Annotated in this window: 13 protein-coding genes; 9 read left to right on the forward strand and 4 right to left on the reverse strand. The window is 69.6% G+C overall.

What is annotated here, in order from left to right:
- Positions 1-77 precede the first annotated feature (77 nt).
- Positions 78-1,700 (forward strand): TolC family protein, encoded by a 1,623-nt coding sequence (locus tag ACQQ2N_RS15715; RefSeq protein ID WP_440222518.1) that lies wholly within the window; start codon positions 78-80, stop codon positions 1,698-1,700.
- Positions 1,697-3,007 (forward strand): multicopper oxidase family protein, encoded by a 1,311-nt coding sequence (locus ACQQ2N_RS15720; RefSeq protein ID WP_440222519.1) that lies wholly within the window; start codon positions 1,697-1,699, stop codon positions 3,005-3,007. The genes ACQQ2N_RS15715 and ACQQ2N_RS15720 overlap by 4 nt, the downstream gene beginning before the upstream one ends.
- A 190-nt stretch (positions 3,008-3,197) precedes the next feature.
- Here the strand turns inward: ACQQ2N_RS15720 and ACQQ2N_RS15725 are convergent, their stop codons facing one another.
- The 4 genes from ACQQ2N_RS15725 to ACQQ2N_RS15740 all read right to left on the reverse strand — a co-directional run bounded on the left by ACQQ2N_RS15725 (position 3,198) and on the right by ACQQ2N_RS15740 (position 6,274).
- Positions 3,198-3,779: an N-acetyltransferase family protein gene (locus ACQQ2N_RS15725; RefSeq protein WP_440222520.1), complete on the reverse strand. Its 582-nt coding sequence runs from the start codon at positions 3,777-3,779 to the stop codon at positions 3,198-3,200.
- A gap of 541 nt (positions 3,780-4,320) precedes the next feature.
- Positions 4,321-4,674 carry a DUF1428 domain-containing protein gene (locus tag ACQQ2N_RS15730; RefSeq protein ID WP_440222521.1) on the reverse strand — a complete coding sequence of 118 codons (354 nt, stop codon included), beginning with the start codon at positions 4,672-4,674 and terminating at the stop codon, positions 4,321-4,323.
- A gap of 81 nt (positions 4,675-4,755) precedes the next feature.
- Entirely contained in the window at positions 4,756-5,409 is a 654-nt protein-coding gene (locus ACQQ2N_RS15735) for a dihydrofolate reductase family protein (protein WP_440222522.1), read from the reverse strand.
- A 244-nt stretch (positions 5,410-5,653) separates the two neighbouring features.
- Positions 5,654-6,274 (reverse strand): glutathione S-transferase family protein, encoded by a 621-nt coding sequence (locus ACQQ2N_RS15740; RefSeq protein WP_440222523.1) that lies wholly within the window; start codon positions 6,272-6,274, stop codon positions 5,654-5,656.
- Between the two features lie 144 nt (positions 6,275-6,418).
- Here ACQQ2N_RS15740 and ACQQ2N_RS15745 point away from each other — a divergent pair, with 144 nt between their 5' ends.
- The 7 genes from ACQQ2N_RS15745 (at position 6,419) to ACQQ2N_RS15775 (ending at position 13,166) form a co-directional block, all read left to right on the forward strand.
- On the forward strand, positions 6,419-6,895 hold the full coding sequence (locus ACQQ2N_RS15745; protein ID WP_440222524.1) for an Lrp/AsnC family transcriptional regulator: 477 nt from the start codon (positions 6,419-6,421) through the stop codon (positions 6,893-6,895).
- 72 nt (positions 6,896-6,967) lie between these two features.
- Positions 6,968-7,996, forward strand: a complete 1,029-nt coding sequence (locus tag ACQQ2N_RS15750) for a pyridoxal-phosphate dependent enzyme (RefSeq protein ID WP_440222525.1) — start codon at positions 6,968-6,970, stop codon at positions 7,994-7,996.
- 212 nt (positions 7,997-8,208) lie between these two features.
- Positions 8,209-9,465 carry a cation:proton antiporter gene (locus ACQQ2N_RS15755; protein ID WP_440222526.1) on the forward strand — a complete coding sequence of 419 codons (1,257 nt, stop codon included), beginning with the start codon at positions 8,209-8,211 and terminating at the stop codon, positions 9,463-9,465.
- A 301-nt stretch (positions 9,466-9,766) separates the two neighbouring features.
- A complete protein-coding gene (locus ACQQ2N_RS15760; RefSeq protein ID WP_440222527.1) occupies positions 9,767-10,123 on the forward strand; it encodes a hypothetical protein in 357 nt (118 codons plus the stop codon).
- 77 nt (positions 10,124-10,200) lie between these two features.
- Positions 10,201-10,587 (forward strand): hypothetical protein, encoded by a 387-nt coding sequence (locus tag ACQQ2N_RS15765; protein WP_440222528.1) that lies wholly within the window; start codon positions 10,201-10,203, stop codon positions 10,585-10,587.
- A 130-nt stretch (positions 10,588-10,717) separates the two neighbouring features.
- Positions 10,718-12,292 carry an SDR family oxidoreductase gene (locus ACQQ2N_RS15770; protein ID WP_440222529.1) on the forward strand — a complete coding sequence of 525 codons (1,575 nt, stop codon included), beginning with the start codon at positions 10,718-10,720 and terminating at the stop codon, positions 12,290-12,292.
- 85 nt (positions 12,293-12,377) lie between these two features.
- Positions 12,378-13,166 carry a DUF4349 domain-containing protein gene (locus ACQQ2N_RS15775; RefSeq protein WP_440222530.1) on the forward strand — a complete coding sequence of 263 codons (789 nt, stop codon included), beginning with the start codon at positions 12,378-12,380 and terminating at the stop codon, positions 13,164-13,166.
- Positions 13,167-13,196 lie beyond the last annotated feature (30 nt).

A 13,196-nucleotide genomic window follows, 5' to 3' on the forward strand; every position in this document is an offset into this window, starting at 1 on the left:
GCGCGGTTCGCGCGCCGCAGGTTATTCGCCTTCGTGGCCGCGTGCTCCTGCACGTCGCCGCGTGAAGGAGTGGATCGATGATCGGATGTCCACGTGGCGTCGCCGGGCTCGTGCTCGTGCTGACGCTCACCGCGTGCGCGAGTTATCCCGCGCGCCGCGGCGTCGAGGAAAGCCACGCGCTCGCGAGCGCGCGTGGTGTCGAGGTTCCCGTCGCGCAGCAGAACGACTGCATGCGTCTCCCGCAGACGGATTCGCGGCTGTCGGAAGACGACGCCGTGCGCCTCGCCCTGCAATGCAACGCGGCGATCGCCGCGGCCTACGCGCGCCTCGGCATCGCGCGCGCCGAGGCGTTCGAGGCTGGCCGCCTGGCCAACCCGTCGCTGAGTCTGGGCGTCGCCGACAGCAATGCGCCCGAGGGCGGCACGAAGATCAGCCTCGGCCTCGCGCAGAACTTCACGAACCTGATCCTGCGCGGTCCACGCACGCGTCTGGCCGAGGGCGAGTTCGAGCGTGCGCAGCAACTGCTCGCCGGCGACGTGCTCGTGCTCGCGGCCGATACGGCCGCGGCATACCACCGTGCCGTCGGCGCGGTGCTGGTCGTCGAGGGACGCGAGGCGATCGCCGAAGCGCGCGAGGCTTCGGCCGAGCTCGCCGCGCGCTTCCATGCCGCGGGCAACATGCCGGCACGCGAACGTGCGGTGATCGAGACCGAGGCCGTGCTCGCGCGCATCGCCGCGCGTGAGGCGCGTGATGCCGCGCTCGCGGCGCGGCTCGACCTGCAGCGCCAGCTCGGTATCGCCGAACTCGACGCCACCGTCTTGCCCGACGCGCTCGAGGCACCGGCAGGTGACGTGCCGCCGCTGGCCGCGTTGCGCGAACTCGCCGATGCCCAGCGCCTCGACCTCGCCGCGTCGCGCCGCCTCGTCGATCTGCTCGCCGACAGCACCGCGACCACGCGCAGGCTGCGCTGGCTCGGCGAGTTCGAGGTCGGTGTCGAGATCGAGCGCGAGCCCGATCGTTCACGCCTCGCGGGTCCGACCCTGTCGATCCAGCTGCCGCTGTTCCACCAGGGGCAGGGCGCGCTCGCGCGTGCGGAGGCTACGCAGGCCTGGAGCGATGCCGAGCGCAGGCGCCTCGCGCTCGAGGTGCGCACCGCGGTCGATCTCGCGCAGCGCGAGGTCGAGAGCGCGCGTGCGCGCATCGCCGACCACCGCGACGCGCTGCTGCCGCGTCGTGCCGCGGTCGTCGCGCGCACGCAGGAGGAGGTCAACTTCATGCTGCGCGGCGTGTTCGAGCTCGTCGATGCACGCGTCGACGAATACGAGGCCGCGATCGGCTACTTCGAGGCGCTGCGCGATTACCGCATCGCCCGCGCGTCGCTCGAAGCGGCCGTCGGCGCGCGCATCGCCTCCGATCGTGGCGAGCCCGTGCGTGCAGCCGTCGTGCTCGGTCTCGCCCGCGACGCTGATGCACCGTCCCACGACCACGGTGCACACGACCACGGCAGCATGGACCACAGCGGCATGGACCACAGCGGCATGGACCACAGCGGCATGGACCACAGCGGCATGGACCACAGCGGCATGGACCACAGCGTTGCGCCTCCCGCTGCCCCACCGAAACCCGCGGCCCAACCGGCCGCCACGACACCGAAGACGCGTCGTCCGACGCACGATCCCCAGCACGGAGACCAGCCATGAGCATGAGCCGACGCGAGCTCCTCAGGAACGTCGGCGCCGCGGCGCTGATCCCGGCCGCGGCGACCGCGGCCGCGCAGCCGCCGACGGATGCGTCGGTACGTCCGTCGACTGGCATGCGCCGTAGCGGCTACACGCCCGTGCGCACGCTCAACGGCCGCACGCTCGCCCATCGCATGGTCGACGGCGTCAAGGAATTCCACCTCGTCGCCGAGGAGATCGAACACACGTTCGCACCGGGTTGCGTGGCGAAGTGCTGGGGCTACAACGGGTCGACGCCGGGACCGACGATCGAGGCCGTCGAGGGCGATCGCGTGCGCATCCTCGTGACGAACCGGTTGCCCGAACCGACCACGATCCACTGGCACGGCATCCTGCTGCCGTGCGGCATGGACGGCATCGCCGGACTCACGCAGCCGCCGATCCTTCCGGGCGAGACCTGGGCCTACGAGTTCACGCTGCGCCAGCACGGCACGCACATGTACCACCCGCACGCCGACGAGATGACGCAGATGGCGTTCGGCATGATGGGCATGTTCATCATCCACCCGAAGGACGGCGAGGCCGTACCCGTCGATCGCGACTACGCGATCCTGCTGCACAACTGGGCGCTGCATCCGGGCACGTACCGGCCCGATCCGTCGATCATGACCGACTTCGACCTGTGGACCTTCAACAGCAAGGTCTATCCGGCGATCGATCCGCTGGTCGCGCGCAGCGGCGAGCGCGTGCGCATCCGCGTCGGCAACCTGTCGATGTGGAACCATCCGATGCACGTGCACGGCGTGCAGTTCGAGGTGACCGGCGGCGACGGCGGACGCTGGCCCGAGCGTCTGTGGCGTCCCGAGGTCACCGAGATCGTCGGTGTCGGCCAGACCCGCGACCTCGAGTTCGTCGCGGTGCCCGGTGACTGGGCCATGCACTGCCACATGGCGCATCACACGATGAACACGATGGGCCACGACGTGCCGAATCCGGTCGGCGTCGATCAGACCGGCGTCGAGGCGCGCCTGCAGAAGTTCCTGCCCGGTTACATGGCGATGGGCCGCGACGGCATGGCCGGCCACCAGGCGCATGCCGCGGCGATGCCGGGCCCGCCGAACACGTTGCCGATGATGATGGGCAAGGGACCGTTCGGCGACATCGAGATGGGCGGCATGTTCACGGTGATCAAGGTGCGCGACGACCTCGCCCCCGGCGACTACCGTGATCCGGGCTGGTACCGCCATCCTGAAGGCACGATCGCGCGCCGCGTGTCGGTCGCGGCGGCGCCGTCGAAGGACGACGACCACGCGCACCACGGGCATTGAGGGGCGCGGGCGATGCAAACACATCGCCCGCATCGCGACGATCGAGTGGTCGAGGTTCTCGAGGTCGGACGTGGCGAGTTTCCATGCAACGCCGGCGTTTCGGCGCGGCGGTTCTCGCACGGTCTGCAACGCATGACGCGATGCGTGTGCCGTTCCCCGTGATGGGTCCCTTGTCGCGTCGTCTTGTCGCTCAGGCCGCCGCGAGGATCGCCGCGACCTCGGCGGCGTCGAGCCGCGCGAAAGGAATCGGATCGGCCGGCTCGGTGGGCGGCGCGACCAGCGCGAGCTGGTACCAGCCCACATCGAGCCAGCGGCCGTTCTTGTAGCCCGCGTGCGCGAACACGGCTGCCTTCTTGAAACCGAGTGCTTCGTGGACGCCCGTGCTCGCCGCGTTGGGCAGCGTGATGATGCCGTAGGCGTTGACGAAGCCCTGCCGGCGCATCAGCGCGAACAGCGCGCCGTACAAGCGCCGGCCGAGGCCACGGCCTTGCGCCTCTCGGTCGAGGTAGATCGTGACCTCCGCGCCCCAGCGGTAGGCGAGCCGCGTGCGGTTCTCGCAGGCGTAGGCGTAGCCGATCACGCGGCCGTCCTGCTCGGCGACGATCCACGGATGCGTCGGCGCGATGCGCGCGAGCCGTGCGGCCATCTCGGTGGCGTCGGGTGGATCGAGTTCGAACGAGACGACCGAGTCGACGATGTACGGCGCGTAGATCTCGGCGAAGCGCGGCGCATCGGCCGGTGTCGCGGTACGCAGGAGGATGGTGGAGGTCATCGGAGGCGGGGCGGGTGCAAGAGGATGCGAGTGTCCCACGAGCGCCCGAATGTGCGCAGCAGAAGCTGCAGGAATGTCGCGTTTTGAAGCTTGCAGACTGACCGCGCATTCGGGTGTCGTGCCCTCGTTGCCCGAGCGGGTTCGCCGACGTGCGGCAGCACTGCGGCAGGACCGTCTCGCGTCGACGGAGGTCCTGGTCGGAAGGCCTGCATCGGCGTCCACGTGGTGATGTCGCGGAAGAAGAGAAAGCGTGCGCGTGAAGCTCGTCATCCTTCCGCCCCCTCTCCCCCGGCCCCTCTCCCGCGAGGGGAGAGGGGAGGCAAGCGCTCCAATCTCCTGGGGGCGAGGGAGGAGGCGAGGCGCGTCATCGACCAGGTCCTTTCCCTCGCAGAGACAGAGGACGGGCGTGTTGGAATCCGCAGGATTCGCTGCGGCGAGGTGAGAGAAGAAGCGAGTGTAGTGCCGCCCTCCAACCCCTCTCCCCTTGCGGGAGAGGGGCAGGGGAGAGGGGTATCTCCTGCATCCGCCCTGATGCGTCGACTCAGAGCACCACGACCGGCGTGAAGCCGCCGAAGATCATGCGCATGCCGTCGAACGGCATCGGATTGGCGTTCATGTCCATGCGCTCGTCTTCCATCATCTTCTTCATGCCGGCGTCGCGCGTGGCCTTGTCGGGCCACTCGACCCACGAGAACACGACGGTTTCGTCGTCCTTGGCCTTCACGGCGCCCTGGAAATCGGTGACCTTGCCCTTCGGCACATCGTCACCCCAGCACTCGAAGACGCGCGTCGCGCCGAACTCGACGAACATCGGGTCGAACTTCTTCGCGTGCTCGATGAACTTCTGCTTGTTCGCGGTCGGGACCGCGAGGACGAATCCGTCGACATACGACATGGTGGTTCTCCTTTCGTGGAAGGCGCCCGCGCGGCGCGCGGGCACGAGCGTGGAGCAGGGCGGTCGTGCCCTGCGCGGGAATCAGGCCAGCGTGCGGCGGCGCTCGAGTTCGGCCGGCGAGGGCTCCTCGTGCGCGAAGGAGCCGGTGCGGATGTCGCCGTCGCGGCGCACGTAGCGCGCGAGGATCACGCCGTTCGGCGCGACCAGCGAGCTTTCGAGCGTGAGTTCGGCGGGCTGTGCGTCGCCGCCGAACAGGCGCTTGCCGCGTCCGAGCAGGAGCGGGTACAGCAGCACCTGCAGGCGGTCGACGAGGCCCGCAGCGAACAGCTGGTGCAGCAGTTCGGTGCTGCCCTGCACGAGCAGGCGCGGACCGTCGGTGTTCCTGATTTCCTTGAGGCGCGCGATCACGTCGTCGCCGAGGCTTTCGCTGTTGGCCCAGGTCAGCGTCGAGGCATCGTGCGTGGCGACGTACTTGCGTGCCGCGTTGAACGCGGTGCCGATGTCGTCGTCGGACTGCGGCCAGTGCGCCGCGAAGATGTCGTAGGTGCGGCGTCCGAGCAGCAGGTCGAACGGTTCGGCGAAGGTCTCGCCCATTACGTGGCCGAGGCTGTCGTGCCAGTACGGCACGGTCCAGCCGCCGAAACGGAAGCCGCCGGTCGGGTCCTCGTCCGGACCTCCGGGGGCCTGCATGACGCCATCGAGGCTGGCGAAGACGGCGGCGTGGATCGGTCGCATGGGGATCTCCTGTCGTGGTCCTGATACGGGTACGACGAACGGGGGAACGCGGAATCGACAACGTGATCGACGACGGCATGCCGGCTCGTCACGGGGTCGGCCCTGGAACCTCGCCGATCATCGACCCGCGAGGCCGAACGCGAGCCGACCCGCGGGCCTGTTCAGGTCGGTCAGCGTAGCCCGCCCATCTTGCCGCCGTGCGACGTCGCGGGTCATGGCGTGGAGGTCACGCTGGTCGGGCTTGTCAGTCGACCGTGTCGCCGTGCAGCGTCGTCGCGCGCATCGACGCGCGTCCGCGGAACGCGTCGAACCAGTCGGTGAGGCGAACATGCCGGCGAAACGATGGCAGGTCGCGGAACGCGAGCCAGTCCAGCGTCGTCGCGAGGGCGATGTGGCCGATGTCCGGCGTGTCGCCGTCGCCCGGATCGAGCGTGTGCTCCAGCCACGCGTACGTCGCCTCGAGTTTGCGCGTGTAACCTTCCGCCAGCCCCGCATGGCGCAGCGCCTCGGGGCGTCGCACGGTCTCCCAGCGCAGGGCGATGCCTGCCTCGGCGAGGCCTTGCGCGACGGCCTGCAGGCGCAGTGCCCGCCAGCGCGCCTCGCCGTCGCGCGGGATGCGCGGTGGTCCGCCATGCCGCGTATCGAGCCAGGCGCAGATGACGTCCGAGTCGAACAGCGGGTCGGCGCCGTCGCGCAGCAGCACGGGTACCTTGCCGAGCGGGTTGGCGTCGAACACGTCCACGTTCGCGCGCGTCGGGCTCGTCTCGTGGTGTTCGACGAGGATCTGGCCGGCGAGGCCGACCTCGTGCGCGAACACGAGCACCTTGCGGGCGAACGGGGAATGGGTCTGGTACAGCAGCTTCATCGGCGGTGTCCTCGGGCATGGGCAACATCGCGCGCGGCACGGGATGCCGCGCCGGGCAGGGTATGGCGCCGCCCGAGTCGTGCCGCCGCGAAACGAAGCGTCGATGCGCCTCGAAACCGCGCGACGCCGTCCTATCATGCGGGCATGGATCTCGACGCCTTCGATCGCCAGTTGCTCAACCTCGTCCAGCAGGACGCGTCGCGCACCGCGGAGCAACTCGCCACGCATGTCGCGTTGTCGGTCTCGGCGATCCAGCGCCGGTTGAAGCGGCTGCGCGAGGAGGGCGTCGTCGAGCGGCACGTCGCGGTGCTCGATCCGCGGCAGGTCGGTCGGCCGACGCTGTTCGTCGTCGCGCTCGAGGTCGAACGCGAGCGCCCGGAACTGCTCGCGCAGCTGCGGCGCTGGCTCGATGCGGAGCCGCACGTGCAGCAGGCCTATTACGTGACCGGCGGCGCGGACTTCACACTCGTGGTCACCGCACCCGATACCGAGACCTACGATGCGCTGATGTCGCGCATGGTCGCGGACAATCCGAACGTGCGCCGCTTCACGACGAACGTCGTGCTCGGCATCGTCAAGCGTGGCCTCGCGATGCCGTTGCCCGAGCGCGGCATCTCCTGACGCGCGGCCCGGCTGCGGACCCGGCCTTCACTTCGCGGCGATGCCGCATGTCGTGCACGTAACGTTACGGGCATGACGACGACCGATCCGTTCCGGCACTTCGACGACGCGACCACGCAGACACCGTTGCTCGACATCGCGGCAATCGCCTCGCGTGCAGGCGTCGCACGCGTGCGCGTCAAGCTCGAGTGCATGCGTGCTTCCGGGCACTTCAAGATCCTCGGCGGACGTGTCGCAGGCCTGCGTGCACTCGCACGTGCGACCGGCCTCGAGGAGCGTGCACTGCTCGATCGGACGCATGGCGTGTCCGTGCTGCCTGCGTTGCTGTGCGCGAGCGAGGGCAACCACGGTCTCGCCGTGGCCACGGTTGCCGCGCGCGTCGGCACCACGGCGACCATATTCCTGCCGCACGACGTCGACGCGCGTCGCGTCGCGCGCATCCGTGCTCTCGGGGCGCGCATCGTCGGCGTCGACGGAGGCTACGACGATGCGGTCGCATGCGCAGCCGAGGCGGAACGGCGTGGCGAGGGGCTGCTCGTCGCCGACACGTCGCGCGATCCCGGCGACGTCGTGGTCCATGACGTCATGCTGGGCTACGCGCGCATCGCCGACGAGCTCGAGCGGCAGTTCGCGCAGGACCCGTGGCCGACGCACGTGTTCGTGCAGGCCGGCGTCGGCGGCCTCGCCGCGGCGATGGCGCAAGGTCTCGTGCCGCGCATGCGTGCGCCGGCGCGCTGCGTGGTTGTCGAGCCCGAGCGGGCCGCGTGTGTCGGGCTGGCCCTGGCGCTGGGATCCGCTTCGCGTCTCGCGCACGATCCCGTCGGCGTGGCGTCGATGCTCGCCTGCGGCGAGGCCTCGGCACCGGCCATCCGCATCCTGCTTCGCCACGCGGCGCAGGCGGTCGCCGTCGACGACGCCACGCTGCGCGAAGCCGAGAAGCTCATGGCGGATGCCGGCATCGCCACGACGACCTCCGGCGCGGCAGGCTTCGCGGGCCTGCTGCACGTGGCGCGGGGTCCCGTGCGGCGCGAGGCGCATGCGCTCGACGCGCGTGCCGACGTGATCCTGCTCGTGACCGAAGGGCCGCTGCCGGCGGCGTGACCGCGGTTGTCCACAGCCGGCGTGGAAGGCCTGTGGACAACCGCTGTATGAACGCCGTTGCATGGCGACCTGGCGCGGTCGCGGCTCGTTCTGGTCACGACGTGGCCAACATGCGACGCACGTCGCGTCGATCCGCGGTGATCCCGATGGTCCGGCGTCGCGAGGACGCCTATGATCGGCCCTCCTTCAGGCCCTCGAGTCCGGAACCGTCGATGCCCACACCCCAGTTGTCGGTGTACTTCTTCCTGCAGGCCGCCGTGATCCTGCTGGTCTGCCGGCTCGTCGGCAAACTCGCGCAGAGCGTCGGCCAGCCGCAGGTGGTCGGCGAGATGATCGCCGGCGTCACGCTCGGGCCTTCGCTGTTCGGCATGCTGCTGCCCGACATGCAGGCGGCGCTGTTCCCGAAGCAGACGCTCGACACGCTCTACGTGTTCGCCCAGCTCGGCGTCGGCCTGTACATGTTCATCGTCGGATCGGAGTTCCGCAGCGACCACTTCCGCGCGCGCTACCGCAGCGCGATGCTCGTGTCGGTCGCCGGCATCGCGGTGCCGTTCGCGCTGGCGTTCCTGCTCGCACCGTGGCTGGTCACGGTGCCGAACCTGTTCTCCGAGAAGGTCAAGCTGTTCGATGCCTCGCTGTTCCTCGGTGCGGCGATCGCGATCACGGCGTTCCCGATGCTCGCGCGCATCATCCACGAGCGCGGCCTCACGGGCAGTCCGCTCGGCACGCTCGCGCTGACCGCCGGTGCGGTCGATGATGTCGCCGCGTGGTGCATCCTCGCCGTCGTGCTCGCGAGCTTCGGCGGCAGCTGGGACAGCGCCTGGCTCGCGATCGGCGGCGGCATCGCCTACGCGGTGTTCATGCTCGTCGTCGGCCGGCGTCTGCTCAGGCACCTCGCCGACCACGTGAAGCCCGACGCACCGCTCGGCATGACCCTGCTCGCGATCGTCATCGCGCTGTTCTGCCTCAGCGCCTGGCTCATGGACGCGATCGGCATCCACGCCGTGTTCGGCGGCTTCCTGCTCGGCGTGTGCCTGCCGCGCGGCGCGCTGACCGAGAAGCTGCGCGACACGCTGCAGCCGTTCGTGGTCGTGTTCCTGCTGCCGATGTTCTTCACGTTCTCGGGACTCAAGACGCATCTGGGCATGGTGTTCGATCCGCAGCTCATGCTCGCCGCCGTGGCGATCCTCGTCGCCTCGTTCGCCGGCAAGGCACTCGCGTGCTGGGCCGCCGCGCGGGCATCGGGCGAGAGTCCGCAGGACGCGATGGCGATCGGTGCGCTCATGAACGCGCGCGGCCTCATGGAACTGATCCTGATCAACATCGGCCTGCAGGCCGGCGTGATCAAGGAAGGCCTGTTCTCGATCCTCGTGCTCATGGCGATCCTGACCACGCTCATGGCGACGCCGCTGTTCAACTGGATCATGCGCCGGCGTGCTCGCGGCGAAGCGCTCGCGACGGTGCCTTGACGATTCCGTCGGTGTCTGCCCGATCGCCGGGCCGCCATCGCGAGTTATCCACGCCGGACGTGGAAAGGCCTGTGGACAACCTCGTGATGAACACCGGCGGATGGCGTCGTGGCGCGGTGCACGCCCGGATTGATCGCGGCGTGACCAGCGGCGGCATCGCGCCAGCAACGGATGTGGTGTGACACCGCACTTCGCCTCGCAAGGCTTGCACTCGATGAAGCGTCGTGATCTCGCGTCGCGTGATCCGCATCGTGTGCTCGTTCGATACCTGCTCCAACCCGTCTGCCATCGGAGGCATCGCATGTCCTTGTCGCGCATCGGCCCGTTCGTCCTGCTCCTGCTTCTCGTGCTGGGTACCGCCCATGCCCATGCGGCTTCACCCGCGGCCGTGCGCTACGACGCCGACATGCTCGTGGTCGACGGCGTCGAGTATCCGCGCGAGCCGCCGCTGACCGAAGGTTTCGCGCCGGGGCGCGTGGTCGTGCAGCCGAAGACGGGCAGGGAGGCCGCGGTCGATTCGCTGTTGAAGCGGCTCGGACTGAAGGTCGTGGAGCGCGAAGGTGCCGGTCTCGTCGTCGAGGTGCCTGCCGGTTTCGAATGGCAGTGGAACAACGCGCTCGCCGACGTCCCGGACGTCGACCGGACCGCGCTGCAGTAAGCCGCTGCCGCGCGGCGTTTGACCTCGCGCGCGGCGGGTCGTACAAAGCGGGCGCGCATGTGAAGGGGAAGACGAACGTGGCGATCGAAGGCGCCGGCGGCACGCCGGGTGGCATCGGGCAGTTCCTGTGCGGGTTCGTCATGGCCGTGGCGGGCGGCTGGCTGCTGCTCAATCAGGTCATGGTGACCGGTGGCGCGTGGACGCTGTGGGGTTACGACGCGTTCGGCCTGTCGCTGGTGCCGTTCATCGCGGGCATCGCGATGCTGTTCTTCAACGGTCGCTCGATCGTGGGCTGGCTGCTGCTGACGGCCGGGCTCGTCATCATCGTCGCGGCCGTGATCATGAACCTGCGCATCCACTTCCGCCCGACCAGCCTGTTCAACACGCTCATGATCCTCGTGCTGCTGTTCGGCGGCATCGGGCTGCTGGCGCGCTCGCTGCGGTCGCAGTCGCCGAAAGCCTGAGGCACGCAGCACCCTCTTGGCGGGCCGCGATTCGCGTTGCGGCGCCGGCGTCCGTATCATGCGCGCCCGATTCCGCCCAAGGGCCGATGTCGCCTGCCGTCCCGGCATGCGGCGGGCGCCGCCGTGACCGATGAACGCAACGCCTTCCGATTCCATGCCCGTGCCCGACACCGACGTCTTCGGTGAGGATCCACACGCGAGCCTCGCGCTGCTCGAGGCGATCGCCGCCGACCGCACGCTGCTCGACCGCCTCGACGAGGCCGGCCGCGCGCGCTTCTACCAGGCCGTCGCGTCGATCTACGAGCCGGATCCCAAGCAGCGCCGCAAGCGCCTCAAGGCCGCCGAGCGCAAGCGCGTCGCCGACCGCGTCGCACGCGAGGAAGCCGTGCTGCATGCGACCGGCATCCGCGAGCTGCGCCGCAAGCCCGTGTTCACGACGCCGAACGTGTTCCCGCCCGAAGGTTTCGTCGCCGACGACCGCGAGGAGGACAGGCCCGAACTGCGCGAGTCGATCGAGCCGCAGCACTGCTACGTCTGCAAGCGCAAGTACGCGCTGATCCACCACTTCTACGACCAGCTCTGCCCGAAGTGCGCGGCGTTCAACTTCACCAAGCGCACCGAGACGGCGGACCTGCGCGGACGCGTCGCGCTGCTGACCGGCGGACGCGTCAAGATCGGCTACCAGGCCGGCCTCAAGCTGCTGCGCGCGGGCGCGAGCCTGATCGTCACGACGCGCTTCCCGCGCGATTCGGCCGAGCGCTACGCCGCGGAGCCCGATTTCGCCGAGTGGGCCGATCGCCTCGAGATCTTCGGCCTGGACCTGCGCCACACGCCGAGCGTCGAGGCGTTCTGCCGCGAACTGCTGGCGACGCGCGACCGCCTCGACTTCATCGTCAACAACGCCTGCCAGACGGTGCGTCGTCCGCCGGATTTCTACGCGCACATGATGGCCGGCGAGACCGCGGCCGCGCACGAGGTGCCCGAACACCTGCGCAAGCTGCTCGGCCGCTACGAGGGCCTGCGCCGCTACGACATGCTGCCCGACGCAGCCTCGACCGCGGCGGTCGCGACACCGCTGCTGCACGGCGAGGCGCCGGGCATCGCACGTGCGGCCGAACTGTCGCAGCTGCCGTTGCTCGCCGAGGAGTTCGCGAACCAGAAGCACCTGTTCCCCGAAGGCCGTCTCGACCAGGACCTGCAGCAGATCGACCTGCGCGACCGCAACTCGTGGCGCATGCTCATGGCCGAGGTGCCGACCGTCGAACTGCTCGAGGTGCAGCTGGTCAACGCGGTCGCGCCGTTCCTGATCAACGCGCGCCTCAAGCCGCTGATGCTGCGCACGCCCGAGCGCGACAAGCACATCGTCAACGTGTCGGCCGTCGAAGGGCAGTTCTACCGCAACTTCAAGACCACGCGGCACCCGCACACGAACATGGCCAAGGCATCGCTCAACATGATGACGCGCACCTCGGCGACCGACTACGTCAACGACGGCATCCACATGAACGCCGTCGACACGGGCTGGGTCACCGACGAGGATCCGGCCGCGATCGCCGCGCGCAAGGTCATCGAGGAGCGCTTCCATCCGCCGCTCGACATCGTCGACGGCGCGGCCCGCATCGTCGATCCGATCATCGACGGCATCAACACCGGCACGCACGTCTGGGGCAAGTTCCTCAAGGATTACCGTCCGACCGACTGGTGAGACCGTCGCGCGCCTCATGCGTGCGCTCTCGACGGCGTTTCGCCGACACGGCAGACTCGTCGCACGCGGACAGGGAGCAGGGCGCATGCGCGGGATCGTCGTGACGGGGCTGGCGTGCGCACTTCTCGTGCTGCTGCCGGGATGCAAGAAGAGCGCGACAGCGGTGGGCGGCGAGTCCGCCACGGTGGCCGGCGAGACGTCGCGAGAAGGCGGTTTCCTCGCCTACGCGCACGCGATCGACATCGACCTGCCCGGTACCGCGATCGACGCGCGCGCCGAGGCGACGCGCCAGGCTTGCGAGCAGCAGCATGACGGTGCGTGCAGCGTGCTCGAGCTCGTCACGCGTGGCGCGGACGGCGGCAGCAAGCTCGTCGTGCGCCTCGCGCCGGCGGGCGTCGAGGCCCTCGTCGCGGAAGCGGCCAGGGGCGGCTCGGTCACCTCGCGCACGACTCGTGCGGAAGATCTCGCCGAGGCCGTCGCCGACACCACGCGCCAGCAGGCCATGCTCGAGGCGCAGCATGCCAAGCTCATGGAGATCGGCGCGCGACGCGACCTCGGCGTATCGGACCTCATGACGTTGTCGGCCGAACTCGCTTCGGTCGAATCGAAGCTCGCCGACACCGGGCGCGAGGCCGCCACGCAGCGCAGGCGCATCGAGACGAACCTGCTCACGTTCGAATGGCGCGCGCCCTACCAGTCGCCGTCGCGGCTTTCGCGTCTCGGCGGCGCCTTCGGGGATTTCGGCGACACCTTCGTCGACGGTATCGAAGCGGCACTCGAATGGCTCGGCTTCGCGCTGCCGTCGCTGCTGCTCGCGTTCCCGCTCGCGCTGCTGTGGCGCTGGGGATGGCGACGCGCGACGCGGCGCGCCTGAGGTCGTCGAGGCCGGCGGCCGGTCGGCCGC

Origin of the sequence: Dokdonella aquatica, from assembly GCF_051987395.1 — a bacterium.
In the GTDB taxonomy this organism is placed as follows: Bacteria; Pseudomonadota; Gammaproteobacteria; order Xanthomonadales; family Rhodanobacteraceae; genus Dokdonella.

Bases quoted from the DNA above. Each gene is read 5' to 3' on its own strand.
- ACQQ2N_RS15745 (WP_440222524.1), top strand. From the start codon at position 6,419: ATGGATCTCGACGCCTTCGATCGCCAGTTGCTCAACCTCGTCCAGCAG.
- ACQQ2N_RS15735 (WP_440222522.1), bottom strand. From the start codon at position 5,409: ATGCGACCGATCCACGCCGCCGTCTTCGCCAGCCTCGATGGCGTCATG.
- ACQQ2N_RS15775 (WP_440222530.1), top strand. From the start codon at position 12,378: ATGCGCGGGATCGTCGTGACGGGGCTGGCGTGCGCACTTCTCGTGCTG.
- ACQQ2N_RS15725 (WP_440222520.1), bottom strand. From the start codon at position 3,779: ATGACCTCCACCATCCTCCTGCGTACCGCGACACCGGCCGATGCGCCG.
- ACQQ2N_RS15740 (WP_440222523.1), bottom strand. From the start codon at position 6,274: ATGAAGCTGCTGTACCAGACCCATTCCCCGTTCGCCCGCAAGGTGCTC.
- ACQQ2N_RS15720 (WP_440222519.1), top strand. From the start codon at position 1,697: ATGAGCATGAGCCGACGCGAGCTCCTCAGGAACGTCGGCGCCGCGGCG.
- ACQQ2N_RS15715 (WP_440222518.1), top strand. From the start codon at position 78: ATGATCGGATGTCCACGTGGCGTCGCCGGGCTCGTGCTCGTGCTGACG.
- ACQQ2N_RS15750 (WP_440222525.1), top strand. From the start codon at position 6,968: ATGACGACGACCGATCCGTTCCGGCACTTCGACGACGCGACCACGCAG.
- ACQQ2N_RS15770 (WP_440222529.1), top strand. From the start codon at position 10,718: ATGAACGCAACGCCTTCCGATTCCATGCCCGTGCCCGACACCGACGTC.
- ACQQ2N_RS15755 (WP_440222526.1), top strand. From the start codon at position 8,209: ATGCCCACACCCCAGTTGTCGGTGTACTTCTTCCTGCAGGCCGCCGTG.
- ACQQ2N_RS15730 (WP_440222521.1), bottom strand. From the start codon at position 4,674: ATGTCGTATGTCGACGGATTCGTCCTCGCGGTCCCGACCGCGAACAAG.
- ACQQ2N_RS15760 (WP_440222527.1), top strand. From the start codon at position 9,767: ATGTCCTTGTCGCGCATCGGCCCGTTCGTCCTGCTCCTGCTTCTCGTG.